General features: G+C 55.1%; 27 protein-coding genes. 24 read left to right on the forward strand and 3 right to left on the reverse strand.

Annotated elements, in window-relative coordinates:
- The 7 genes from VSS37_RS15500 to VSS37_RS15530 form a co-directional block, all read left to right on the forward strand.
- Positions 1–1,371 (forward strand): NAD(P)/FAD-dependent oxidoreductase (locus tag VSS37_RS15500; RefSeq protein WP_324696657.1); only part of this gene is annotated, 1,371 nt, incomplete at its 5' end.
- A gap of 41 nt (positions 1,372–1,412) precedes the next feature.
- The gene (locus tag VSS37_RS15505; protein ID WP_324696659.1) at positions 1,413–1,568 is read left to right on the forward strand and encodes a hypothetical protein; all 156 of its coding nucleotides are present in this window, start codon (positions 1,413–1,415) and stop codon (positions 1,566–1,568) included.
- Between the two features lie 27 nt (positions 1,569–1,595).
- Complete coding sequence (locus VSS37_RS15510; RefSeq protein WP_324696661.1) at positions 1,596–2,528, forward strand: hypothetical protein; 933 nt, start codon at positions 1,596–1,598, stop codon at positions 2,526–2,528.
- The gene (locus tag VSS37_RS15515) at positions 2,525–3,604 is read left to right on the forward strand and encodes a 4Fe-4S dicluster domain-containing protein (RefSeq protein ID WP_324696662.1); all 1,080 of its coding nucleotides are present in this window, start codon (positions 2,525–2,527) and stop codon (positions 3,602–3,604) included. The genes VSS37_RS15510 and VSS37_RS15515 overlap by 4 nt, the downstream gene beginning before the upstream one ends.
- Complete coding sequence (gene dsrP, locus VSS37_RS15520) at positions 3,601–4,896, forward strand: sulfate reduction electron transfer complex DsrMKJOP subunit DsrP (RefSeq protein WP_324696663.1); 1,296 nt, start codon at positions 3,601–3,603, stop codon at positions 4,894–4,896. The genes VSS37_RS15515 and dsrP overlap by 4 nt, the downstream gene beginning before the upstream one ends.
- 146 nt (positions 4,897–5,042) lie before the next feature.
- Positions 5,043–5,780, forward strand: a complete 738-nt coding sequence (gene rquA, locus VSS37_RS15525; RefSeq protein WP_324696664.1) for a rhodoquinone biosynthesis methyltransferase RquA — start codon at positions 5,043–5,045, stop codon at positions 5,778–5,780.
- A gap of 14 nt (positions 5,781–5,794) precedes the next feature.
- On the forward strand, positions 5,795–6,211 hold the full coding sequence (locus VSS37_RS15530) for a tetratricopeptide repeat protein (RefSeq protein WP_324696665.1): 417 nt from the start codon (positions 5,795–5,797) through the stop codon (positions 6,209–6,211).
- A gap of 91 nt (positions 6,212–6,302) precedes the next feature.
- Here VSS37_RS15530 and VSS37_RS15535 read toward each other — a convergent pair whose 3' ends face one another.
- Complete coding sequence (locus VSS37_RS15535) at positions 6,303–7,184, reverse strand: TauD/TfdA family dioxygenase (protein WP_324696667.1); 882 nt, start codon at positions 7,182–7,184, stop codon at positions 6,303–6,305.
- A gap of 309 nt (positions 7,185–7,493) precedes the next feature.
- On the opposite strand from VSS37_RS15535, the gene dsrA reads away from it, so the two are divergent.
- The 13 genes from dsrA to VSS37_RS15600 all read left to right on the forward strand — a co-directional run bounded on the left by dsrA (position 7,494) and on the right by VSS37_RS15600 (position 19,425).
- Entirely contained in the window at positions 7,494–8,789 is a 1,296-nt protein-coding gene (gene dsrA, locus VSS37_RS15540; protein WP_324696668.1) for a dissimilatory-type sulfite reductase subunit alpha, read from the forward strand.
- Positions 8,790–8,881: 92 nt separating this feature from the next.
- Positions 8,882–9,958, forward strand: coding sequence for a dissimilatory-type sulfite reductase subunit beta (dsrB, locus tag VSS37_RS15545; RefSeq protein WP_324696669.1), 1,077 nt, complete (start codon positions 8,882–8,884; stop codon positions 9,956–9,958).
- A gap of 26 nt (positions 9,959–9,984) precedes the next feature.
- Entirely contained in the window at positions 9,985–10,377 is a 393-nt protein-coding gene (tusD, locus tag VSS37_RS15550) for a sulfurtransferase complex subunit TusD (protein WP_324696670.1), read from the forward strand.
- Positions 10,378–10,389: 12 nt separating this feature from the next.
- On the forward strand, positions 10,390–10,794 hold the full coding sequence (gene tusC, locus VSS37_RS15555; RefSeq protein ID WP_324696671.1) for a sulfurtransferase complex subunit TusC: 405 nt from the start codon (positions 10,390–10,392) through the stop codon (positions 10,792–10,794).
- Between the two features lie 22 nt (positions 10,795–10,816).
- Positions 10,817–11,116: a sulfurtransferase complex subunit TusB gene (gene tusB, locus VSS37_RS15560; protein WP_324696672.1), complete on the forward strand. Its 300-nt coding sequence runs from the start codon at positions 10,817–10,819 to the stop codon at positions 11,114–11,116.
- A 33-nt stretch (positions 11,117–11,149) separates the two neighbouring features.
- The gene (locus VSS37_RS15565) at positions 11,150–11,485 is read left to right on the forward strand and encodes a TusE/DsrC/DsvC family sulfur relay protein (protein ID WP_324696673.1); all 336 of its coding nucleotides are present in this window, start codon (positions 11,150–11,152) and stop codon (positions 11,483–11,485) included.
- A 136-nt stretch (positions 11,486–11,621) separates the two neighbouring features.
- Positions 11,622–12,392: a respiratory nitrate reductase subunit gamma gene (locus tag VSS37_RS15570; RefSeq protein ID WP_324696674.1), complete on the forward strand. Its 771-nt coding sequence runs from the start codon at positions 11,622–11,624 to the stop codon at positions 12,390–12,392.
- A 35-nt stretch (positions 12,393–12,427) separates the two neighbouring features.
- Positions 12,428–13,993, forward strand: coding sequence for a sulfate reduction electron transfer complex DsrMKJOP subunit DsrK (gene dsrK, locus VSS37_RS15575; protein WP_324696676.1), 1,566 nt, complete (start codon positions 12,428–12,430; stop codon positions 13,991–13,993).
- 85 nt (positions 13,994–14,078) lie between these two features.
- Positions 14,079–16,034 carry an NAD(P)-binding protein gene (locus VSS37_RS15580; protein WP_324696678.1) on the forward strand — a complete coding sequence of 652 codons (1,956 nt, stop codon included), beginning with the start codon at positions 14,079–14,081 and terminating at the stop codon, positions 16,032–16,034.
- A 38-nt stretch (positions 16,035–16,072) separates the two neighbouring features.
- The gene (locus VSS37_RS15585) at positions 16,073–16,597 is read left to right on the forward strand and encodes a hypothetical protein (protein WP_324696680.1); all 525 of its coding nucleotides are present in this window, start codon (positions 16,073–16,075) and stop codon (positions 16,595–16,597) included.
- A complete protein-coding gene (dsrO, locus tag VSS37_RS15590) occupies positions 16,594–17,349 on the forward strand; it encodes a sulfate reduction electron transfer complex DsrMKJOP subunit DsrO (protein WP_324696681.1) in 756 nt (251 codons plus the stop codon). The genes VSS37_RS15585 and dsrO overlap by 4 nt, the downstream gene beginning before the upstream one ends.
- Before the next feature lie 18 nt (positions 17,350–17,367).
- A complete protein-coding gene (gene nrfD, locus VSS37_RS15595) occupies positions 17,368–18,579 on the forward strand; it encodes an NrfD/PsrC family molybdoenzyme membrane anchor subunit (RefSeq protein WP_324696683.1) in 1,212 nt (403 codons plus the stop codon).
- 93 nt (positions 18,580–18,672) lie between these two features.
- Positions 18,673–19,425, forward strand: coding sequence for a L,D-transpeptidase family protein (locus tag VSS37_RS15600; protein WP_324696684.1), 753 nt, complete (start codon positions 18,673–18,675; stop codon positions 19,423–19,425).
- 7 nt (positions 19,426–19,432) lie between these two features.
- Here VSS37_RS15600 and VSS37_RS15605 read toward each other — a convergent pair whose 3' ends face one another.
- Both VSS37_RS15605 and VSS37_RS15610 read right to left on the reverse strand, forming a co-directional pair.
- A complete protein-coding gene (locus tag VSS37_RS15605) occupies positions 19,433–20,161 on the reverse strand; it encodes a hypothetical protein (protein WP_324696686.1) in 729 nt (242 codons plus the stop codon).
- Positions 20,162–20,191: 30 nt separating this feature from the next.
- Positions 20,192–20,491: a YhbY family RNA-binding protein gene (locus VSS37_RS15610; RefSeq protein WP_324696687.1), complete on the reverse strand. Its 300-nt coding sequence runs from the start codon at positions 20,489–20,491 to the stop codon at positions 20,192–20,194.
- A 46-nt stretch (positions 20,492–20,537) separates the two neighbouring features.
- Here VSS37_RS15610 and rlmE point away from each other — a divergent pair, with 46 nt between their 5' ends.
- From rlmE to glmM, 4 genes are read left to right on the forward strand one after another with little or no spacing between them, the layout of a single operon-like run.
- On the forward strand, positions 20,538–21,158 hold the full coding sequence (rlmE, locus tag VSS37_RS15615) for a 23S rRNA (uridine(2552)-2'-O)-methyltransferase RlmE (protein WP_324696689.1): 621 nt from the start codon (positions 20,538–20,540) through the stop codon (positions 21,156–21,158).
- A 55-nt stretch (positions 21,159–21,213) separates the two neighbouring features.
- Entirely contained in the window at positions 21,214–23,151 is a 1,938-nt protein-coding gene (gene ftsH, locus VSS37_RS15620) for an ATP-dependent zinc metalloprotease FtsH (protein WP_324696691.1), read from the forward strand.
- Between the two features lie 25 nt (positions 23,152–23,176).
- On the forward strand, positions 23,177–24,040 hold the full coding sequence (folP, locus tag VSS37_RS15625) for a dihydropteroate synthase (RefSeq protein ID WP_445971496.1): 864 nt from the start codon (positions 23,177–23,179) through the stop codon (positions 24,038–24,040).
- A 7-nt stretch (positions 24,041–24,047) separates the two neighbouring features.
- Positions 24,048–25,382: a phosphoglucosamine mutase gene (glmM, locus tag VSS37_RS15630; RefSeq protein ID WP_324696692.1), complete on the forward strand. Its 1,335-nt coding sequence runs from the start codon at positions 24,048–24,050 to the stop codon at positions 25,380–25,382.
- The last annotated feature ends 6 nt before the right edge of the window (positions 25,383–25,388 follow it).

Consider the following 25,388-nt stretch of genomic DNA (forward strand, 5'->3'; position numbering starts at 1 on the left):
GTGGTGGTGTCCCCCAACAGCAAATGGAACTGGATACCATCCAATATCTGGGTGGGAGTGGGGCAGATGAAACCGGAACAGGTGACATTTGAACTGGCTCCTGTTTACCAAAAAGCCGGGGTGGATTTTCGTCAGGCGCTGGCGCTGTCCATCCATCCGGAAGGTGGCGAAGGCGCTGCAAAACCCTATGTCATGATCCGTTACACCGCTCCTGACAAGGCAGGGGAAACCGAGGTGTTGGAATACGATTATCTGGTCAACGCCACCGGGCCAAAGCTGAACTTCGGCGCCACTGAGGGGCTGGGGCCGGAAGCCGGGCATACGGTGTCGGTCTGCACCTACCTGCATGCCGCTGAGGCCAATGCAAAACTACAGGCCAATATCGAGGCCATGAAGCAGGGTGAAAAGAAAACTTTCCTCATCGGCACAGGCCATGGCATGTGCACTTGCCAAGGGGCCGCTTTCGAATACATCTTCAATGTGGAATATGCCCTGCGCAAGGCAGGTGTCCGGGACAAGGCGAAAATCATCTGGATCAGCAATGAATACGAGCTGGGGGATTTTGGCATGGGTGGCCTGCACCTCAAGCGTGGCGGCTACATCACCAATGGCAAAATTTTTGCGGAATCGTTGATGGTGGAGCGCGGCATTGAGTGGATTACCCGCGCCCACGTCAATAAGGTTGAAGCTGGCAAGGTGCATTACGAGACGTTGGACGGGGAACTCAAAGAGGTCGCGTTTGACTTTTCCATGCTGATCCCGCCATTTGCTGGCGTCGGTTTGAAGGCGTTCAATGCTGCGGGTGAAGACATCACCGCCAACCTGTTCCTGCCGAATGCGTTCATGAAGGTGGATGCGGACTACACCGCCCGTCCTTTTGAGGAGTGGAGCGCGGCGGATTGGCCGAAGTCCTGCCAGAACCCGGTTTACAAAAATATTTTTGCCGCTGGTATCGCGTTCGCGCCTCCCCACCCCATCAGCAAGGTGATGAAAAGCCCCAACGGGACTGTCATCACCCCCGCCCCGCCCCGCACCGGCATGCCATCCGCTGGCATGGGCAAGGCGGTTGCGGGCAGCATCCGCGACATGATCCTGCATGGCGCGACAGAACCCACCCACCACGCCAGCATGGCGGAAATGGGGGCGGCTTGTGTCGCTTCAACCGGCATGGGCTTGTTTGACGGCACTGCCGCCAGCATAACGGTCTACCCGGTTGTCCCCGATTTTGAAAAATACCCCGATTACGGGCGCGATCTGGATCTGACCTTTGGCGAAATCGGTCTGGCGGGGCATTGGATCAAGCATTACCTGCATTACATGTTCATGTATCAAGCACAGATGAAGCCGGGCTGGACGCTGATTCCGGAGTAGGCAAGGCGAGAGTTACGTTAATCAGAGGAGGGAAATACACCATGGCGACCAACAAGGAGCCCTACGAGCAGAATTATTATCCACCAGTGCCCACCCCGTTCACGCTGTATACGCGGTGTTCAGTCTGTTGGCAGTTTTTCCGCTTCATCGCCTTGAATATCAAGATGATGAAAGTGGTGATGCGCTCAAAGCACTAATGTGACAGGAAGAGGAGGTTCTTGATCATGAGATTCCATTTCAGGTTAATAGGGGGGCTATTGGTGGCGGCAAGCTTTTTCGCCGCCAGCTTTGCGGTGAGTGAGAATGTCACTTCTCCAACTGCGGCCCCCCCCATGCCGGAGGCTGCTGCCCCGCCTGCTGGTGCGGCGGTGTCTCCGCCAGCCCCGCAACAGGCGGAGAGTCCTCCTGCTCCTGCGGCGGCTGCGCCTGCTGAGACGGCGGCGGCTCCGCCAACCCAACAACCGGCGGCAGTTCCACCGGCTGAGGCGGCAGTAGCTTCGCCAGATCCGGCGGCGGCACCTGCCGAGGCGGCGGTTCAGCCTAATCCTGCCGATACGGCCCCAGGCGTGGGGGCTGCTGTTTCAGACGCCATGTTGCAGGCCGGTTATGGCGTGTTTCAGGGGTATCCTGGACAACAGCCACCGATGGTGCTGCCACGTAAAGACAAGCTGAGTTTTTACCCTTGCGCCCAGTGCCATGCCAATATGCCGGTCAATACAACCCCGCGCCCCATCATGATCCACGCCACGGCCGGTTTGGTGGACGGCAAGCTGGATCATGGGCAACAGCGTTTCTGGTGCCTGACCTGCCACAGCCCAACAGACCGGAACAACCTGCAAACCGTGGCGGGCGTCAAGGTGGATTTCAACGACGCTTGGAAGGTGTGCGGCCAGTGCCATTCCGCCCGCCAGCGGGATTGGTATTACGGCGCGCATGGCAAACGGGTCGGGAACTGGAAGGGCGATGTTGAGCGGTATAACTGCACTGAATGCCACAATCCCCATCATCCGCCGTTCCGCCAGCAGAAACCCCAGCCGAAACCGCCGGTGCGTTCAGGGTTGGGTGAAATGCCGCATGAGGGTGAGGGCGAAGGGCACCCGACCATCTGGGAGAAACATCAGGACAGGCTCCAGCCAGAGGAGGGAAACAAGAAATGAATGATCAGCATATTTGCACATGCAACAGCCAGTCCATGGCCACCATGGCTGACCAGGCATTGGACGCTTTAGGTGATCCGGAACAGGCCGCCGCCCGCGAAGGCGACACGTCGCTACAGGCCCGGCGCAGGTTTCTGCAAGGTTTGGGCTTGCTGGGTGCCGCCGGTCTGGCAGCCACGTCTTCCGTCGGGCAGGCGGCGATGAGTGAAGTCCAGGCATCAGCCCAGAAACTGGGGCAGGGCAATGGTTTGTCGTTCATGGATGCCATGGGTGACTTTTTCCAGCAGCATTACACCCGCATGACGGATGAGGAAATGCAGGATGCGTTGCACCGGATCGAGCGCAAGGCCAAGCGCAAGTTCGGGGTCGACATTACCTGTGAAGATGTCAAGCCGATGCCCGGCACCTATTTCGGCTATGCGTTGAACCTGTCCAAGTGCCGGGGTTACCGGGAATGCGTGTACGGTTGTATCCGGGAGAACAACCAGGGGCGCGACTCACAGATGCAGTATATCCGCGTTCTGGAAATGCCCAATGGCGACCACAATCTGGAACATTCCAACCATTACTACGATCCGGCGACTGTGCCTACCCCAGGCAAATGGTACCTGCCGGTGCAGTGCCAGCAGTGCGACAACCCGCCGTGCGTAAAGGCTTGCCCGGTCGAGGCGACCTGGAAGGACAAGGACGGCATCGTGGTGATCGATTACAACTGGTGTATCGGTTGCCGCATGTGCATGGCCGCTTGCCCTTACTGGGCCCGTCATTTCAACTGGACGGAACCGCAAATCGCGCCGGAAGACATCAATCCGGTCACCGCCTATATGGGCAACCGCCCGCGTCCCAAAGGTGTGGTGGAAAAATGTCACTGGTGTACCCAACGCACCCGCAAGGGCCGCCAACCGGCCTGTATGGAGGCTTGCCCGACCGGCGCGCGGGTGTTTGGCAACTTGCTTGACCCCAATAGCGATATCCGCTGGATATTGGAGCACAAGATCGTATGGCGGTTAAAAGAGGATTTGGGCACCGAGCCCAAGTTCTGGTACTTCACTGATGAGGCGAGGGCGCGGATATGAGCAACACCAAGCAGTTGACGTTTTTCAGTTTTATCAAGGATGGTGTGATGGCTGCGTTGAGCGGCGGCAAGATGTACTGGACATGGATCGGCTTTTTGCTGTTCCTGATCGCCATTACCGCCTTGAATTACTACTTCCAGATTACCCAGGGCATGGCGATCACGGGTATGAGTGATCAGGTGTCCTGGGGCTTTTATATTGCCAACTTCGCCTTTTTTGTCGGGATTGCGGCAGCGGCGGTGTTGTTGGTGGTGCCAGCCTATATTTTTCACCGCACCGATGTGAAGTCGGTCGTGTTGATCGGTGAGGGGCTGGCGGTTGCCGCTGTGGTGGTGGCCATGGGCTTTGTCGCCGTGGATATTGGCCGCATTGACCGTGCTTGGCATGTCATTCCCTTCCTGGGGAAATTCAACTGGCCCAGCTCCATGCTGGCGTGGGACATCATCGTCCTGAACGGTTACCTGTTCCTTAACCTGCTGATCCCGATGTATATCCTGTGGAACCATTACCAGGGCAAGGAGCCGGATGTCAGGAAGTACTTCGCATTTGTTGTCCTTTCCATGTTTTGGGCTATTTCAATCCATACGGTGACGGCCTTCCTGTTCTCATCAAATATTTCCCGCCCGTTTTGGCATACGTCGCTGTTGGCCCCGCGTTTCATCGCTTCGGCGTTCACGGCAGGCCCTGCCTTGATGATCATTGCCTTGCAGGCATTGCGCAGTTATACCGACTACCCCATCAAGCAAAGCATCATCGACATGCTGGCGCTGATCATGACGGTCGCGTTGCAAATCAATATCTATTTTGTGGCGGCGGAGCTGTTTACCGACTTCTATAACCCGACCGCGCATGCGGCTTCCATGATTTACCTGTTTATGGGGCTGGATGGCTTTATGGCCCTGAAAGGTTGGATCTGGACGGCAATGGCGGCCAATATCACCGCTGTCATTTTGCTCATGGTGCACAAGACCCGCACCAATATGACAACCCTCAATGTCGCGTGCGGGCTGGCTTTCGCGGGCATCTGGATTGAAAAGGGCATGGGGCTGGTGGTGACCGGCTTTATCCCTTCGCCGTTGGGTGAAATCTACGAATATAGCCCGACCCTGAAAGAGCTGGGGGTTTCTGTCGGGATTTATGCTGTGGGTTGCCTGGTGTTCACCCTGTTTGCCAAGGCTGGCATGGCGATCGAAATGGGCCGGGTTGGGGCGGGCAAAGCCTCGGCTTCCGTCCGCAATGTCATGGAGGGTGCTGGGGATGAGGGCAACCCTGACCCTCTCACTGTAACGTAACACTGCCGCTGTTTTTGGGCGTTCCCTCCTTAGGTTCCCGCATCGGTTTTCAGGAGGGGGCGTCATTTTCACCCGAAGAGCTTTTGTCCATCGGCGATGGGCATGCCTGGGTCATGCCAAAAATTAACTATTGAAGGATCACAGTTATGGAGAAAGATATAGCGATCAGCGTTCCCCGAACCTTTCCGCAGCGACGCGAAACCGGCGTCGATTCGCCCAAGATCCCCCTGTATTTGGAGGAAACGTACTGGTGGGCATATACGCACCCGAAAGCGGTCGATGTTTTCGAGCGGCAATGGTTGGTCAACCTGATCCTGTGGGGAAATTTTTCTCGCCTGCGGGATGAAATTCTCAATGAGCTTGGCGATGACATCGGTGGGAACACGTTGCAGGTGGCGTGCGTCTACGGTGATTTTTCGCCCTGCCTGGCGCAGCGCCTGCGCCCTGACGCCAGCCTGGATATTGTGGATGTCGCCCCAGTGCAACTGGATAACGTCAGGAAAAAAGTGAGTGAATACCCGAATGTGTTTGTGCATCACCAGGATTCCTCCAGGCTCTCATTTGCAGATGCGGTTTACGACAATGTCGTCATTTTTTTCCTGTTGCATGAGCAGCCTGAAAAAGTCCGCCGTAAAACGCTGGCGGAAGCCTTGCGGGTGGTCAAACCGGGCGGGCGGGTATTGTTGATGGATTATCATCGCCCGCATTCCCTGAACCCATTCCGTTACGTCATGAATGTCGTGCTGCGCTATCTGGAGCCGTTTGCGCTGGATTTGTGGCGTCATGACATCGACACTTGGTTTTCGGCGGAATGCAAGCCCAAAAGCGTGGAAAAGCAGCTTTTCTTCGGCGGGTTGTATCAGAAGCTGGTGATCACCCGTTAGCAGGAGGGCAGGCTATGCGCAATATGACGGAAATTCCCCAGTTTATGGAGTTTGGGCAATGTCTGGCGGACGGCGACCTGAGCGCAGGCCTGCGTTGCCTGGATGAATGCATTGCCGTGGTGCGGGCCGAGCAGGACAAAACCGCGACGGCCCGTCTGCTGCAATACAAAGGGAACATCCTGCATCAAAGCGGGGATTTGGTGGCGGCGCGGGAAAGTTATCAGCAAGCCTATGAGCTGGCGGGCGGGTCTCCGCTGGTGCTGATGACGCTGGCCCGTTTTCTTGCCTCCACGGGTGAAAAAACGGCAGCGGAAGCCACGCTGGCAAAGCTGGAAAGTTTGCTGGGGAATGGCTGGGCCGAGCAGGAAACCGAATACCCGGTTTGCGCCTTGCAGGAGCGGGTTGCTGAAATTCGCGCCCTGCTGGCTTGATTAGCATGAGGACTGTTTTCGGGCTGGCCCCCATCTTAGCGTAACTCCGCCAGCCTTATAACTCCGCCTTGAGCCAAGTCAAGGCGGCTTTTTAAGCTTTTACGCCATCGTAGTACCGGCCACGGTACAACAGGCGTTTCTGTTCCGGCTCCTCACTGTCCACAAAGGCGGTACGGCAATGCAGGACGTTATTGCATACCACGCCTTCGCCTGCCTGCAAAGTGCGCCTGACCTTATAGGGCGAGTCCCGCCGCCACAAATCCAGCAGGAATGCGGCAGCGGCCTGCGTCAGTGGGTCGTTCCGCCAAATGACATTGCGCTGGCGGGCGGAATAACGCATGTGCAGCCTGCCAGCAGGTGTCACGCTGAACACCGGGCCGGACTGCGGCGGCCGCACTTCCCTTCCATCCAGTATATTGGCCGGTATGGTGAACGCCTGTGGGTGCATTAACGCCGTGATGTACTCCGGGTTGGCGTCGCGCAGCAGGATATAGGCAATCTCATGATCCATCAGCCAGCTTTCGCCGCCCGCCTGCGCCGGTTGGGCGCAATGCAGCAGCATGCCGTGGATCTGCCCTGCTGGCGGATTGTAGTAACCGTCCGTGTGCCAACTCAGCTGCTTGTCCGTGTAGGGGATGTAATCGTGTTGCCCGGCATGGGTGGCGACCTGCAGGGAGGTCAGGCTGTCTTCGTCGGCGCACAGGTTGTTGTCCAGACGGCGCAAACCCAGCGCTGCCCCCAACTGATGCACGAAACGCTTGTTACGGAAATTCCCTTGCCTGAACCGGTAAAGTGCCATGTTGTGCTGGCGGCATAATGCCTGGAGGTGGCCAAGCTCGATTTCACTGGGCGTCTCCGGGTTGGCGATTTCCACTTGCATGGCATCGATGGATAGCGGATAAACAGGCAGCTTTTGTTCGCGCCATCGTTTATAGGCATCCAGTTGCTTGATATTGAAGGGAGATTTATTCATGGTCACAACCTGCCATAATCCCTATGGAACTATTGTCTATTTGCAGTATTAAAAAATTCGAATATTCTATTATACCGCTCAAAAAGCGCTGGTTCAGGCTATGTTGCAGGTCTATCCCCTTAGGGATATAGGCCTGATTCAGGTAGCACCCCATGGGTGAGATTCTCTGGCTCAGGCGCTGCGCATACACTTACCGCACTTATGACTTGAGCAAACCAAGTTCTGCAATTGTTTTAATTTCCAGCCTGACGGGCCGGTAGGGTGCCGGTTAGGGGGAAACGCCATAGTATCTATACTGAGGAGGCAGGTATGGCAACGAAACATTATCCAACACCGATGCTGGACGTGCTGGAAGAAGGCCCATGGCCTAGCTTCATCAGCGGCTTCAAAAAACTGCGCGATGAACATCCCGATGAGCGCATCCGCTCCACCATCAATGGCTTGTTGGGGCAGTTGGAGCACTCTTACGAAACCCGCATGGGCTACTGGAAGGGCGGCACCATTTCTGTCTTCGGTTATGGTGGCGGCATCATCCCGCGCTTCTCTGAAGTGGGCCACATGTTCCCGGAGTCCAAAGAATTCCACACGCTGCGTGTCCAGCCGCCTGCTGGCAACTATTACACCACGGATATGCTGCGCCAACTGGCTGACAGCTGGGAAAAGTGGGGTTCAGGCCTGCAAACCTTCCATGGGCAGACTGGCAATATCATGTTCATTGGTGCCAATAGTGTGAACTATCAGCACTTCTTTGATGAAATCAATGAATACGGTTGGGATTTGGGTGGCGCAGGCCCTTGCGTCCGCACCGGCATGTCCTGCATCGGTGCTGCCCGTTGTGAAATGTCCAACTGTAACGAGCACGCCATCCACCGCCGTCTGCTGAACAACTTCACTGACGACGTGCATCGCCCGGCGCTGCCTTACAAGTTCAAGTTCAAGGTTTCTGGCTGCCCGAATGACTGCCAGAACGCGATCGAGCGCTCCGACTTCGCTGTGATTGGCACTTGGCGTGATGACATGAAAGTCAACCAGGAAGCCGTCAAGGAAATGATCATGAAAAAGGCCAAGGAAATTGGCAAAGAAGGTGATCGTTCCGCTGGCCGCCAATACATGTTTGACAATGTCATCAGCCGTTGCCCAACCAACGCCATCAAGCTGAATGATGATGACACCCTCACGGTTGACAACCACAACTGTGTGCGTTGCATGCATTGCCTGAACGTTATGCCAAAAGCGCTGCAAGTCGGCGATGACAAGGGCGTCACCATCCTGATCGGCGGCAAGCGCACCCTGAAAATCGGCGACCTGATGGGCACGGTTGTGATCCCCTTCATGAAGTTGGAAACCGAAGAAGATTACGAGCGCATCGTTGAGCTGGCGCAGACCATCATCGACTTCTGGGCGGAAAATGGCCTGGAGCACGAGCGTTGCGGCGAAATGATCGAACGTATCGGCTTGGTCAATTTCCTGGAAGGCATCGATATCGATCCGGATCCCAATATGATCAAGCAGCCACGCAACGTGTCTTACGTGCGTACTGACGGTTGGGATGAGGCTGCTGAAGAATGGTTCAACCGCAAGCGTGAAGAAAAAGCCGCCGCTTAATGGCGCTCGCTGGACGGGGCAGAAGCTAGAGCTGTCCCGTCAGCCAGGATTCCACGAAATTTTATAAGTTATTCTCTGACGGAGGCTTCGCAATGGCCGCACCAGAAATGCGCGATCCTATTGAGTCTGGATGCCCGGATGGTTTCCAGTACATGCACCCTGTTATGCGCCGTAACTACGGTCTGTGGGCATATCACGAAGACCCACGCCCCGGCGTATTGGTCCACGTTTCCAAAACCGGCGAAAAAATTTGGACTGTCCGCGCGGGTACCCAGCGTATCCTGGACGTGTTCACGCTGCGCAAGCTGATGGACATCGGCGATACCTATGGCGACGGTTATGTCCATTTCACCATCCGTTCCAATATCGAGTTCCTGGTGGCGGATGAGGCCAAGGTCGAGCCTTTGGTCAGTGCGTTGGAAGATGCAGGTTTCCCGGTTGGCGGCACCCGTAACTCTGTCACTACGCTGTCCCACACCCAAGGTTGGCTGCACTGCGACATTCCGGGCACTGACGCGTCCGGCGTTGTCAAGGCGATGATGGATGAGCTGCTGCCTGAGTTCAAATCCTGGAGCATGCCGAACCGCGTCCATATCACCACTTCCTGCTGCCAGATCAACTGCGGCGGCCAGGGTGACATCGCCATCAACGTACAGCATACCAAGCCACCAAAAATCAACCACGCGCTGGTTGGTAATGTGTGCGAACGCCCTTCCGTGGTTGCACGTTGCCCGGTGGCGGCTATCCGCCCTGCCATGGTTGACGGTAAGCCTTCCTTGGAAGTGGATGAGAAAAAATGCATCTGCTGCGGCGCTTGCTATCCGCCTTGCCCGCCCATGCAGATCAACGACCATCAGGCTACCCAGCTGGCTATCTGGATCGGTGGCAACCACTCCAACGCCCGTGGCAAACCGACCTTCCAGCGTCTGGTTGCCGCTGGCATCCCGAACAACCCGCCACGCTGGCCGGAAGCCACTGCGATCGTTAAAAAGATCCTGGCTTGCTACAAGGAAGGCGCGAAAGATTGGGAGCGCATCAACGAGTGGGTTGAGCGTATCGGCTGGCCGCGTTTCTTCGAAGTGACCGGGTTGCCGTTCACCAAGTACCACATCGACAACTGGCGTGGTGCGCGTGCGAACCTGAACTCTTCCACCCACATCCGCTTCTGATCTGACGGCGCAGAGGAATAGGCAGCGTGAAATACACAATTCTGATCAACGAAGGCCCGTACCAGCACCAAGCTGCTGATTCAGCCATCCAGTTCGTCCGTGCCGCACTGGAGAAGGGACACGAAATCTTCCGTGTCTTTTTCTACCATGATGGCGTCAACAATGGCACCCGTTTGACGGTGCCGCCAGCTGATGACCGCCAGATTCAGAAAGCCTGGACAGAACTGGCTGAAAAGCATGGCCTGGATTTGGTTATCTGCATCGCCGCCGCGCAACGCCGTGGCATTATGGATGCGGATGAAGCCAAACGTCAGGGGTTGGATGCCAACAACATCGCTCCCGGATTCCGGATTTCCGGTCTGGGCCAGCTGGTTGAGGGCGGTATCCAGTCCGACCGTCTGATCGTGTTCGGCGATTAAGGAGAAATTGCGATGACTACCAAGAATTTTCTGTTCGTGAACCGCAAAGCTCCTTACGGCACTGTTTATGCGCTGGAGTCGCTGGAAGTGGTGCTGATTTCGGCGGCGTTTGAGCAAAACGTCAGCTTGGCCTTTATTGATGATGGCGTATACCAAATCACCAAAGGCCAGAACAGCAAAGGTATCGGCATGAAAAACTTCTCGCCGACTTACCGTGCGCTGGGCGACTACGACATCAACAAGTTATACGTTTCCACAGAGTCGTTGGAAGAGCGCGGCCTGACGGTTGATGACCTGATGGAGCTGACTTACGAAGATGCCGATGATGATTACGCCGAAAAGCCTTCCATTATTCTGGTCAATCGTGAGGAAATGGCTGCAATGATGGCTGGGCAAGACGTAGTATTGAGTTTCTGACGGAGGATTTAAAGAAATGGCTATGTTGCATATCGTAAACAAGTCCCCGTTTGAACGTGTGGCTTTTGATAGTTGTCTCGCCCATGCGCAGGCAGGTGACGCAATCCTGATGATTGAAGATGCCGTGGTCGGTGCCGTCGACGGGTCACGCTTTGCCGGTAAACTCAAAGCGGCAATGGCTGACAAGACTGTGTATGTGCTGGGTTCTGACTTGGCGGCGCGTGGTCTGGAAGGCAAGGCGATGGAAGGCGTGGCTGTCGTTGACTATGCAGGCTTTGTTGACCTGACTGCCAATAACGAGCGCACCCAAAGCTGGTTGTAAGTTTTAATATTTTTATACAGAGGAGGCCAATCGATGGCATCACTTGAACTGAATGGCAAATCCATCCCGCTGGACGAAGAAGGTTACCTGGAGAACCTGAGTGACTGGACTCCGGAAGTCGCGGAAGCTCTGGCAAGTGCTGAAGATGTCAAGCTGACTGATGAACACTGGGAAATCCTGAACTTCCTGCGTGAGTACTATGAAGAGTATCAAATTGCCCCAGCCGTGCGTGTCCTGACCAAAGCGGTAGGCAAACGCTTGGGCGCTGACAAAGGCAACTCCAAGTATCTGTACAGCCTGTTCCCTTATGGCCCAGGCAAGCAAGCATGTAAATACGCAGGCCTGCCTAAGCCAACCGGCTGCGTGTAATTCCGCATACTGACAGCTTTGCCGCATAAATGAGAAAAGCTCCGGTTCACCGGAGCCTCTTCTCAAGGTTTGTTTTGTCCATTTTTCAGGGCGTGACAGATTTTCAGAAGAGAGAATATGGAATCAGGAGTACGCAGTGACATTCGTAAGCATTCTTTACGGACTGTTGTTCTGGGCGGCAACATTGATCCTCGTTATTGGCGTTGGGATGAAAGTCCGCCAATACTGGAATACGCCAGCCCCCTTGAAAATACCCACCACCCCGGCTCCGGTGACGCAGGGCGGCGTGGTTTGGCGTATGTTCAAGGAAGTTGTCTTCTTTCAAAGCCTGTTTCGCTCCAACAAAATCCTGTGGCTGTTCGCTTTCCTGTTCCACATGTCCTTGTGGTTGGTGTTGATCCGCCATAGCCGTTATTTCGTGGGCATGAATGAGTTCCTGGTGTTCATGCAGCCGTTTGGGCGTTATGCCGGGCTGACCATGGTGCTGGGGTTGGCGGGTTTATGGGCGCGCCGCTTTCTGGTCGACCGTGTGCGCTATATCTCCGCGCCATCTGACCACCTGATGTTGGCGCTGCTGATTGGCATCGGCTTAAGCGGCCTGCTGATGAGCTTTGTTTCCCATACGGATGTCACACAGGTGAAAGTGTTTTTCAGCGGCCTGCTGACTTTTGGCTTTTTTGGCGCAGAAGGCGGCTTACCGGCTGACCCGATTGTGTTGGCGCATTTGCTGCTGGTCGCCGTTTTGATGATTATTTTTCCGATCAGCAAATTGTTGCACGCCCCTGGCATATTTTTTAGCCCAACCCGCAATCAGGTGGATAACCCGCGTGAAAAGCGCCATGTGTCCCCTTGGGCATTGGAGTTGGAGCGCCAAGGCAAGTTGTTCCTAAGCGAGCTGAAGAAATAATTGCGTGTACGGATCAGATTTGAGAGGCATCTACCGTGGCTGATTACGAGATTCCAAAACTGACTGGCGAAGGTTATGTGGAAGTCCCTGCGGTGCAGGACGAAACCATGAAGGGTTCCGGCCCGTTCATCGCCAAGCAGGATTTCCAGAAGGCGATGGGCTTTCCGGCGGATTTTGGCGCAGTGGGCGAGCTGGTGCCGAACTGGAAGGAACGTGCGCTGGACAAGCTGGTTGACCTGAAAAGCCGTTACCGTTCCTTGCAGCTGTATCTGGACATTTGCGTCAAGTGCGGGGCATGCACCGACAAGTGCCATTACTTCATTGGCACCTCTGACGCCAAAAACATGCCGGTGGCGCGTCAGGATTTGTTGCGCAAGGTCTATCGCCGTTATTTCACATTTGCAGGCAAGCATTTTCCCAAGCTGGTTGGCGCGGTCGACCTGACGGAAGAGGTTGTCCGTGAGTGGTACAACTATTACCACCAGTGTTCACAATGCCGCCGTTGTTCCGTGTTCTGCCCTTACGGCATTGATACGGCTGAAATCTCCATGGCGGCGCGCGAAATTCTTGACCATATCGGTTTGGGTTCCAAGTACAACAACGAGATTATCGGCAAGGTCTTCAAGATCGGCAATAACCTTGGGTTGCCCGGCCCGGCCTTGGATGACACGCTGCAAGGCATCGAAGAAGACGTGCTGGATGATACTGGCGTCGCGGTGCGTTATCCGCTGGATATGGAGGGCGCGGAAATCCTGCTGGTGACACCATCGGCGGACTTCTTTGCCGAGCCGCATATTGATGGGCTGATCGGTTATGGCAAGGTTTTCCACGAGGCGGGCGTGACTTGGACTTTCAGCTCTTATGCGTCTGAGGCCGCCAATTTCGGGATGTTTGTTGGTTCCTACGAAAATATGCGGCGGGTTTCCCTGCGTATTCGGGAAGCGGCGATCAAGCTTAAGGTCAAGCGTCTCGTCTTTGGCGAGTGCGGCCATGCCTGGCGTGTGGCGTACAGCTTCCTGAATACGCTGGCGGGGCCGTTTGACTTTCTGGATCAACGTTATCCAATCCCGCAGCACATTCTCGAATTCACGCTGGGTGAGTTGGAGAAGGGTACGTTGAAAATCGACAAGAGTGAAAACGATGACAAGGTCTTGACGTTCCACGATTCCTGCAACGTCGCCCGTGGCAGCCGTATGGGCAATTATCCCGGCGGCCAGTTTGAAATTCCCCGCAAGGTCATCAAGGCTGTCTGCAACCATTTTGTGGATATGCCTGCCGACACCATCCATGACGCAACGTTTTGCTGCGGCGGCGGTGGCGGCCTGTTGACCGATGATTTGATGGAGTTGCGCGTAAAAGGCGCGCAGCCACGGGCGGAGGCCCTCAAACACGTCACTACCCATAATGGCGTGACGCATATGGCCGCCATTTGCGCCATCTGCAAATCCCAGTTCACAAAAGTGCTGCCCTATTACGGCTTCACTATGGATCAGATTGTCAGCGTCCACCAATTGGTGAGCAATGCGCTCATTCTCCAGCGTCAGGAATCGGTGGTTTCGCCCCGGCCTTCTGAAGAGGATGAAGATAACGACGATGATTGAGCATCCGTCACTTGATTTGAGTGGCTTTTAAAGTATTGGTTTTTTCTAACTTGGTGTTTTCCAGGTTAACGACAGGAGAATAGGCATGGCAACCGCACCTAACGACAGCAAGCTTCAGGGTCACACCTTCCGCCGTTTCAAGGATGGCGACAGCGAGTGGGATAACATGCACGATAAAATTTTCGTGCAGGATACCACCCACAAGTGCCCGACTTACATTCACAAAACCCCGCCTTGCCAGGGTAGCTGCCCATCCGGTGAGGATATCCGCGGTTGGCTGCAAATCGTGCGTGGCATTGAAAAACCGCCTGTCGGCATGACCATGCAGGAATATGCTTTCCGCCGCTCCACCAACGCCAACCCATTCCCCTCGATGATGGGCCGTGTCTGCCCGGCTCCTTGCCAGAGCGGCTGTAACCGCAATGATGTGGATGATTTCGTTGGCATCAACTCGGTTGAGCAGTATATCGGCGACACCGCCATCGCCAATGGCTTCAAGTTTGATGCGCCGGATCAGATGAGCGGCAAGAAAATCGCCATCATCGGCGGCGGCCCTGCTGGGATGGCGGCTGCTTACCAACTGCGCCGCATGGGCCATGCCTCCACTGTATTCGAACAGCATCCTGAATTGGGCGGCATGATGCGTTACGGCATTCCCGGTTACCGTGTGCCGCGCGACAAATTGGCGGCTGAAATGCAGCGCATCATCGATATGGGCAATATTGAAATCCGTTGCAATACCAAAATTGGTGCCGATGTGACAGTTGAGCAACTGGAAGCAGATTTCGACGCCATTTTGTGGACAGTGGGCTGCTGGAATGGCCGTGGCTTGTTCGTCGAGAAGTGGGCGGAGACGCCAAACTGTGTGTCGGCGGTTGATTTCCTGGAAGCTTTCAACAAGGGCACGATGAAATACACCGCACCGCGTGTCGTGTGTGTTGGTGGTGGCGACACCTCGATCGACGTGGTGTCCGTTTCCCGCCGGATCGGCACGCTGGCAGGTTATGCGGAGAACCCTGAAGACGCCGCCACTAGCAAGCTGACCCACGCTGAGGTGGATGGCAAGGCTCCCGCCACGGTCACCCTGACCACCCTGTTCCCGTTGGACCAGATGACGGCGGCGGAGCATGAAGTGCAGGATGCGTTGAAAGAAGGCGTGACTATCCTGACTGAAGTGATGCCAAAAGAACTGGTGCTGGATGAAAATGGCCGCGCGATTGGCTTGAAGGTCGTTGAGTGCGTCATGAAGGGCAATATGCCGCAACCGAAAGAGGGTGGTAAGGAAACCATCATCGAAGCGGATCTGGTGGTTTCCGCCATTGGCCAGTTCGGCAAGCTGGATGGTCTGGACGCTTTCAACAATGGCCGTCATCAGATTGATGCGGACGCCTTGTACCGTGTCAAAGGCAAAGTCAAGCACTTTGCGGCAGGCGACATTATCCGCCCGCACCTGCTGACGACCGCTATTGGTCAGGCTTCCATCGCGTCCCAAACGATTGACCAGTTCCTGCGCAATGAAGAGCTGAAGAAGCGCCCGAAAGTGGATAAGCACCACTTTGACCTGATGCAGAAACTGCACGAGGCCGGTTTGGATCCTGCTGACTATGGCAGCAGCAAAGCGGAAGACCTGCGTGGCACTTCAGACGCCAATTTTGCGGTGCATAACTACGATGACCGTTCCAAGAATGTGATTGTCCCATCCAGTGAGCTGTACCTGGGGCATTTTGCAACCCAGATCCGCAACAAACGTACTGAGGATGTGCCGACTGCGGAAGAGGTTCTGGGTCATTTTGCTGAACGCATGAATCCGTTGGCGGAGGCGGATGCGGTCAATGAAGCCAAGCGCTGCATGAGTTGCGGCATGTGCTTTGAGTGCGACAACTGCGTTATTTTCTGTCCGCAGGATGCGGTCTACCGTGTGCCCAAGAAGCAGGCCACCTTGGGCCGCTATGTCGCCACTGATTACAGCCGCTGCATTGGTTGCCACATTTGTGCGGACGTATGCCCAACCGGCTACATCGAAATGGGTCTGGGTGAGTGACCACCCTTCCATGAGTGCATGGCTCGACAGGAATCAGCATGACTAGCAAGTTTTTAAAGGTATTTCTGGCGTCAGCGCTGGCTTTGGCCGCGCTGTTGGCTGGTTGCGGCAAAGCCCCGGCTGAGGCCGATCTGAACCTTGCCACGGCGAAGCAAAAGGCGGCGGAATGTGTCGAGCCGGAGAACGTTATCCGTACCCGGCACATGGACTTTCTCATGCATCAGCGGGATGCGACGGTGATCGAAGGCATCCGCACCAAGCAGCATAGCTTGAAAGAATGCATCAACTGTCACGTTGCGCCCGCCAAGCAGGATGGTTCGCCTTTGCATTACGGTGACAAGGAGCATTTTTGTACGACTTGCCATGCGGCGGTGGGCCAGAAAATCGACTGTTTCCAGTGTCATGCCGACCGTCCGCAAGTTGGCCAGGAGCCAAACTATCAACACACGATTGGCAGTGCAGAGGGGCATCACTTTGCTCAGGGCGTCACGGCTGCAACGATGCCAACCGCCGCCGAGGCGCAGATGGTTGCTCAACCCCAGCCACAAGGAGCCGCACAATGAGCCAGAATCGTGTAGATGAATACCGCCGCAAGTTGGTGATGGCGGCGGGTGGCGTTGCGGCAGGCGCTGCGGCGCTGGCGTCTGGTTTTATCCTGCGGGAAGCCAATGCTGGCGGCGAAGCGCCCACCCGTCCGGCTGATCAGGCCGTCACCAATGCGCGCCGCTGGGGAATGTTGATTGATGTCACCCGCTTGCCGGACGGTGGCGCGGCGATGGTGGCGGCCTGTAAGCAGGAACATGGTTGGGGCGATGAGGGACATTCCTCCGATGCGCAGAAGGCACATTGGGCGCGGGTGGTGAAGGTGACTGACAAGCTGACCCAAAACAGTTTTAGCCTGCCGGTTATGTGCCAACATTGTGAGCATCCGCCTTGTGTGGATGTTTGCCCGACAGGTGCATCCATGCGCCGTGCTGACGGCATTGTCCAGGTCAACAAACATATCTGCATCGGTTGCCGTTATTGCATGATGGCTTGCCCCTATAAGGCGCGCAGTTTTGTGCATGAGAACCTGACCGATCAGCGGCCCTATTCGCCGCGCGGGATCGGCACCGTTGAGTCATGCAACATGTGTGTGCACCGCATTGACGAAGGCAGGTTGCCTGCCTGTGTGGAGGCTGCGCCGGACGCCGTGGTTTTCGGCGACCTGAACGATCCGGGCAGCGCCATCAGCCAAGCCCTGAAAGCAATGGGCGGCAAGCAGATCCGTGCGGATCTGAATCTGAACACCGGCGTGCGCTACCACGGCATTTAAAGGAAGGACTGCAAACCAATGGCTAGTCAAGCAATCATTTTTCGCGAAACCAGGGAGGGCAGGGGGTTTTATATCCTGCTGGCGGTGCTGGGGGTATTCCTTGCATTGGGCGCTATCGCCTTCTTCTATGCGGAACATCACGGTCACTATGTGACCGGCATGACCAATCAGGTTGTTTGGGGGATGCCGCATGTGTTCGCGATTTTCCTGATCGTGGCGGCTTCCGGGGCGCTGAATGTCGGTTCCATCGGCACGGTCTTTGGCAAGCAGCTTTATCAGCCGATGGGGCGTTTGTCGGCGCTGGTTGCGATTTCCCTGCTGCTGGGTGGCTTGATCGTGCTGGTGCTGGATTTGGGTCATCCTGACCGCCTGATCGTGGCGATGACGCATTATAATTTTCGCTCCATTTTCGCCTGGAACATCATTTTGTATAACGGCTTTTTAGTGCTGTCTGCGGTGTATATCTGGACAATGATGGATCGCCACGCCAAGGCATTTTACAAACCGGCGGGTTTTGCCGCCTTCACTTGGCGTCTGGTCCTCACTACTGGTACGGGTTCCATCTTTGGTTTCCTGGTGGCGCGTGATTTCTATAACTCTGCGATTTTGGCCCCTCTGTTCATCGCCATGTCGTTTGTGTTCGGGCTGGCGGTGTTCATCCTGGTGTTGTACTGCGCTTATAAATGGACTGGGCGTGAACTGGGCGATGCAGTGTTGAACCGCCTGCGTTATTTGCTGGCTGTATTCATCGGGGCGGTGCTGTTGTTGGAGTTGGCGCGCCATCTGACCAGTTTGTATATCGCGCAGCGTGCTGGTGTGGAGGCTTTTATTCTGCACGATGGCGGCATTTACACCCAGTTGTTTTGGGTGGCGCAAATCTTGCTGGGCAGCCTTTTGCCGTTGAGCCTGATTTTCTGCCGTAAGTTGAAAAATAATCATGTGGCCCTGTTGTTGGCGGCAGGTTTCGCTATTTTGGGCGGCTTTGCCCAATTGTATGTCATCCTGATTGGTGGTCAGGCTTATCCGTTAACCTTGTTTCCAGGGGCGGAAGTGTCCAGCGACTATTTTGATGGAGCAATCAATGCATATACGCCCAGCATGTGGGAGTTTATGCTGGGAGTTGGCGGTGTGGCCCTCTCGTTGGTTATGGTGACTATCGGAGTTAAAGTGCTGCGCTTCCTGCCGGAGTCACTGTCTGATGCGGTTGCGGAACCGCATGGCGGCAAGTGATGGACGGATGATTCGTCTGAATCCAGAAAAACCGGCTTTGCGCCGGTTTTTTTGTGGGCTGGTTGGGCAGTTTGGGTGATGGAAATGTATAAAATGCGTAATCTCCTATCTATTTTGTTGCTTTGTGTTTTGGCGGCTTGTTCACCAAAATCTTGGCAGGCTCTGGATGCCATCGGTTTTCCTTCGGCGACTACCCAGTTGTTAGTGGTGACAGCCACTGATTGGAATGCGTCCACCGCTACCTTGCAGCGCATGGAAAAACTATCCGGCCATTGGCGGCCTGTCGGTGATGGTATTCCGGTCAGGATTGGGCGTAACGGTCTTGCTTGGGGGAGGGGGTTACAGGTGGATGGTGTTGGCGAGCGCAAATACGAAGGCGATGGCAAGGCTCCTGCTGGCATTTTCCCGCTGGGTACGGTTTTTGGGTATGCGGAACAGGCTCCGGCGGGCGTGAAGATGCTTTACCGGCAGGCAGGCGAACGCGACTATTTTGTGGATGCTGTCGATTCCCCTGATTACAACCATTGGCGCAGCATTCCACCCGGCCAGCCCAATGAGCCCAAGCGGTTTTGGCGTTCGTTTGAGCGGATGCGCCGGGATGACCACCAATATGAATACGGCATGATTGTTGGGCACAATATGTTGGGGACTGAAACAGGGCGGGGCAGCGCTATTTTCCTGCATGTCTGGCTGAATCCTGAAACGCCAACTTCCGGCTGTACGGCCATGAGTAGGGAAAATTTGCTGGCAGTCCTTGGATGGCTGAAACCTTCGGCCAATCCGCTGCTGGTGCAGGCTCCGGTGAACATGCTTCCAGGCTTGCGGTTTGCCCATCCTTTCCCATGAGGCGGTTTTAAAGTGGGTCGCCAGTCCAGAATTTGATCAGGTTATTGGTTTGCTCCAGCAGGTAGTTTTTTCGCCAATTGTCTTTTGCGGGTGATTTCAGCAATTGCTCAAGCTGGCGTAGGCAGGTTGTCTGGCGCTTTTTATCATTTCTTGCCCAGTCTTTGAGTAAGGACAGCAGGGAGTTGTCCAGGTCGAGGTCGACATAAACCGGATTGCCGTATTCCTGCGCTATGCGGTCGAATAGGGTTTGTTGCCGTTCGGGGGGCAGGACGCTGTAGCACTCCCACAATGTGGTGCAGGCGGTGCGCATCAGGGCATAGAGGTGCTCTTCCGGATCTTCCATTTTGTCCGCCAGCCGTGGCAACTCGCCAATGACCGCCAGGCAGAGGTCAGTGGTTTCTCGGGTCGGCGTGGTGGCCTTGCGCGCGACTTCCAGCATCTTGCGGATGGCTTCCGTCAGGTTTTGTGCGCTGGCGGAATGGATGTAGCCTTCGTTGTTGGCGTAGCGCCGCGCCATCTCCGTCAGCATTTGCCGGTACTTCGGTTCAGCGGGTTCGTCGCTGCCCAACAGGTCGGAAAAACAGATCAGCAGGGTGTCGCGGAAGTCTTCATCCTGTAAGGCCTTCTCCTGCACGAACGCACGCAGTTGCTCCGGCGAAAGCTGGTTAAGGATGTGTTCGATCTGGCCCTGGCGGGTGACGGGTCGTGATGGCTTTTTTATGTCATTGTTTTGCATGGTTGCAAGCGTTTGCCCCAGAAGCGGCAATTATACAGGTTCCTTGAGGATGTCGGGCTTGTCCGGATTGCGGCGGTACAACACGGCAATGTTGCCAATCCGTTGTATCAGTTGTGACTGGCTATACTGGGTGGCTTGTTCAATCATGCCGTCACGTAGTTCACGGTCGCCTACGCTTAACTTTATTTTGATCAATTGATGATGGTCAAGGGCGCTGGAAATTTCTTCCAGTACTGTGGGCTTGAGCCCATGCTGGCCAATCATCACGACGGGATGTAAGTCGTGGGCGCGGCCACGCAGGCGTTTTTTCTGTGCTTCGCTCAGTTCCATGATAGGCTTCCATAAATTGGGCAAGTGTAATGAGTGGCGATGAGGCATGGCAAGAAGCAAAAGCAGTAACCGTTGGCTGGGCGAGCATTTCAGCGATGAGTATGTCAAAAAGGCGCAGCAGGAAGGTTACCGTTCCCGTGCTGTTTATAAGCTGGAGGAAATCCAGGAGAAAGACCGTATTCTGCAACGCGGCATGCAAGTGGTCGATCTTGGTGCAGCACCAGGAGGCTGGAGCCAGTATGCGACACAGGTTATCGGCCAGCAAGGGCGGGTGGTGGCCAGTGACATCCTGCCGATTGATCCGTTGCCATTCGTAGAGTTTGTGCAGGGTGATTTTCGGGAGGATGCAGTTCTGGCAGAAATTCTGAAGCTGTTAAAAGACGAAAAGGCGGATCTTGTTATTTCCGATATGGCCCCCAATATGAGTGGGGTGGATGCGGTCGATCAACCGCGCGCCATTCATCTGTGCGAGCTTGCGTTGGATATGGCAAAGCAGGTATTAAAGCCCAAAGGCAACTTTCTGGTGAAATTATTCCAGGGAGAAGGTTCTGAAGCGTTTATCCGTAATGTGCGTGAAAGTTTCAGGATAGTAAAAATTCGGAAGCCAGCAGCCTCAAGACCTCGCAGCCGGGAGGTTTATGTGTTGGCGCAGGGTTTTATGTTGTAATATATCACGAATCGGTGTTAGAACGGATAACGCCAGTTGATAGTGGAGAAATCATTTGAACGATTTAACCAAAAATTTGCTGATCTGGGCTGTTATTGCATTCGTCCTGATTGCAGTGTTCAGCAAATTCAGTGTGCCCACCCAGCAAGCATCATCGGTGCCGTATTCAGAGTTCCTGACCAATGTGCATAATGGCAGCGTCAAGGACGTCAAAATCAGGGGTGATAAGGTCATTGGAACGGATAACAATAATAATCGCTTTGAAACTTACAGCCCGCCCAATGACCCTCATTTGGTTGATGATCTGGTCAAGTACAATGTTAAATTTGAAGCAGCACCGCCAGAAGGCCGTTCAGTGTTATGGGACATCATCATCAGTTGGGTGCCTTTCCTGCTGATTATTGGGCTTTGGGTTTACATCATGCGCCAGATGCAGGGTGGCGGCGGCGGCCGTGGGGCGATGTCCTTTGGTAAGAGCCGCGCCCGCATGATGACCGAAGATCAGGTCAAAGTTAACTTCAGTGATGTGGCCGGTTGCGAAGAGGCCAAGGATGAAGTGGCCGAGCTGGTTGAGTTTCTGCGTGATCCCGGCAAGTTCCAGAAGCTGGGTGGTAAGATTCCCCGTGGCGTGTTGATGGTGGGGTCGCCGGGTACAGGCAAAACCCTGTTGGCGAAAGCTATTGCGGGTGAAGCCAAGGTGCCGTTTTTCAGCATTTCCGGCTCTGATTTCGTGGAAATGTTCGTCGGTGTTGGCGCATCCCGTGTGCGCGATATGTTTGACCAAGCCAAAAAACATGCGCCATGCATTATCTTTATCGACGAGATTGACGCCGTGGGTCGTCAGCGGGGCGCTGGTTTGGGTGGTGGCCATGATGAACGTGAGCAGACCCTCAACCAATTGCTGGTGGAAATGGATGGTTTCGAAGGCAGTGAAGGCATTATCGTGATTGCTGCCACCAACCGCCCGGATGTGCTGGACGCTGCGTTGTTGCGCCCTGGACGTTTTGACCGTCAGGTGGTGGTGCCATTGCCGGACGTGCGGGGTCGTGAGCAAATCCTTAAAGTGCATATGCGTAAGGTGCCTTTGGGCGATGACGTGCGGCCATCCCTGATTGCCCGTGGTACGCCTGGTTTTTCTGGCGCTGATTTGGCCAACTTGGTGAATGAAGCGGCTCTGTTTGCAGCACGCGCCAACAAGCGCACTGTTGATATGATTGAGTTCGAGAAAGCCAAGGACAAGATCATGATGGGCGCTGAACGTAAGTCCATGGTCATGAAGGAAGAGGAAAAGCTTGCAACAGCCTACCATGAAGCGGGTCATGCCATTGTCGGTCTGAGCGTGCCAGAGCACGATCCTGTCTATAAGGTCAGCATTATCCCGCGTGGTCGCGCATTGGGCGTCACCATGTATCTGCCGGAAGAAGACCGTTACAGCGCCAGCAAACAGCGTTTGGAAAGCCAGATTTCCAGTTTGTATGGTGGCCGTATTGCGGAAGAACTGATTTATGGGGTTGAGGGCGTCACGACCGGCGCATCCAATGATATCGAGCGCGCCACCAATATCGCCCGCAATATGGTGACCAAGTGGGGGTTGTCTGATTCGATGGGGCCGCTGGCGTATTCGGAGGACGAGGGGGAAGTGTTCCTTGGGCGTTCTGTCACCCAGCACAAACACATGTCGGATGAGACGGCGCATGCAATTGATCGTGAAATCCGCGAGGTTATTGACCGCAATTACAGCCGGGCCAAACAGATTCTGACGGAGAGGCTCGATATCCTGCATGCGATGGCCAAGGCGTTGGTTAAGTATGAAACCATTGACCGTGGGCAGGTTGACGCCATTATGCGCGGCGAAGAACCGCCACCACCTGCCGACTGGAAGGATGACGATACTTCCGGCGGCAAGGGTACGCCGCATTCGCTCCAGTCAAGTGGTGGAAAGAAAGCGGATCCGAATGATGGCGTTATCGGTGGGGCTGCCAGTTCCCACTGAAAGTTGAAGTGATAACAAGGCGCGGGTGTTGAATCCGCGCCTTTTCTTTTGGCAGAGAAAGATGGTGTGGCAGGCAAATAAATCTTCCATACAAGTGATGGGCATCCTCAATATCACGCCGGATTCGTTTTCCGATGGCGGCCGTTTTCAGGGGAGTGAAGCCGCTTTGCGGCATGTTGAGCAAATGTTGGCGGAAGGCGCGGACATTGTTGACGTGGGCGGCGAGTCCACTCGTCCGGGATCGGAGCAAGTGCCGGTGCAGGCCGAGCTGGAACGGGTTGTGCCGATAATCGCGGCAATACGTGAACGTTTCGATACAGTGGTGTCAGTTGACACCAGCAAGCCTGAAGTAATGTTGGCGGCGGTTGAGGCGGGCGCTGGCTTGGTGAATGATGTATGTGCGCTGCGGGAGCCGGGAGCGTTGGAGATTTGTGCTCGCATGTCTGTGCCCATCTGTTTGATGCATATGCAGGGGCAGCCGCGTACCATGCAGAGGGCTCCTCATTATGAGGATATCGTTGGGGACATAAGCTGTTTTTTTTCTGAGCGGATCGTTGCCTGTGAGCAGGCCGGAATTGCCCGTGACCGCCTTATTCTTGATCCCGGTTTTGGGTTTGGCAAAACTTTGCAGCATAATGTGAACCTGTTGAGTAGGCTGGATGAGTTTTCTGTGTTTGGCTTGCCTATTCTGGTTGGTGTTTCGCGCAAGTCTATGATCGGCGCACTGTTAGGGGGGCGTCCGGTGGATGGGCGTTTGCATGGCAGTGTGGCTGCAGGAGTTATTGCTGCGATGAAGGGCGCGAACATTTTGCGGGTGCATGATGTTGGGGCGACGGTCGACGCAGTGAAGTTGATGAATGCTGTGATGAATGAAGAACAACGAGGTTAACAGGGAAATGGCAAGAAAATATTTTGGCACTGATGGCATCCGCGGCAAAATTGGCCGCTATCCTATGACGCCGGATTTTGTATTGAAGCTGGGCTGGGCGGCAGGCAAGGTTTTGACCAGCAATGGTCACCCGCTGGTGTTGATAGGCAAGGATACCCGTATTTCAGGTTATATGCTGGAATCCGCTCTGCAGGCGGGGTTGGTGGCGGCGGGCGTCAATATCCGCTTGCTGGGGCCGATGCCGACGCCAGCTGTCGCTTACTTGACCCGTGCGTTTCGTGCTTCTGCCGGTATCGTCATCAGTGCTTCGCATAATCCTTATGACGACAATGGCTTGAAGTTCTTTTCCGGTGATGGAACCAAATTGCCGGATGCGGTTGAAGAGGAGATCGAAAGCTGGCTGGACAAGGATTTCAAAACCGTATCTTCCGATGAGCTGGGTAAGGTGGAGCGCGCCAAGGATGCGGCGGGGCGTTACATTGAGTTCTGCAAGCGTGCATTGCCTAATAATGTTTCGCTCAAGGGGCTGCGGATGGTGGTGGATTGCGCCAACGGCGCTACGTATCATGTTGCGCCTGATGTGTTTAGCGAGCTGGGGGCGGAAGTGATCGCCATTGGCAATGTCCCTGATGGCTTAAATATCAATGATCACTGTGGCGCCACCCATGTGGATGGCTTGTGTGAGGCGGTGTTGCGTTACCGCGCAGATGTTGGTGTGGCGCTGGATGGTGACGGCGACCGTCTCATTATGGTTGACCATCTTGGTCAGGTTGTGGATGGCGATGAGGTGCTGGCGGTCATTGCCCAGCATCGCCATAGTGAGGGCAAGTTGCAAGGTGGGGTGGTTGGCACTTTGATGAGCAATCTGGGGTTGGAAAAGGCCATTCGCGCTTTGGACATTCCGTTCCATCGGGCTAAGGTTGGCGACCGCTATGTTCTTGAGCAGATGAACGAATATGACTGCCAATTGGGAGGGGAGTCATCCGGGCACATTATTGTGCGCAATTTTATTACGACAGGTGATGGGATCATTGCAGCCCTACAAGTGCTGCGGGCGATGCGCGCAACTGGCAAGCCATTGTGTGAGCTGAAAAAAGTCATGTCCAAATACCCGCAAACCCTGATTAATGTCCCGACTCGACAGAAAATCAATTTGGATGAGTCGGTGCCAATTCAGGATGCAGTCCGTCAGGTTGAGCAGCAATTGGGAAGCCGTGGGCGGGTGTTGTTACGTGCTTCTGGCACTGAGCCGCTGATCCGGGTGATGGTGGAGGGTGAGGACATTCACGAAACGGCTCTGTTGGCGGAGGAAATTGCCAGTGCTGTGCGCGCCGCCGCCTGACCTGTC

Source organism: Candidatus Thiothrix phosphatis, from assembly GCF_035668035.1.
GTDB lineage: Bacteria > Pseudomonadota > Gammaproteobacteria > Thiotrichales > Thiotrichaceae > Thiothrix > Thiothrix phosphatis.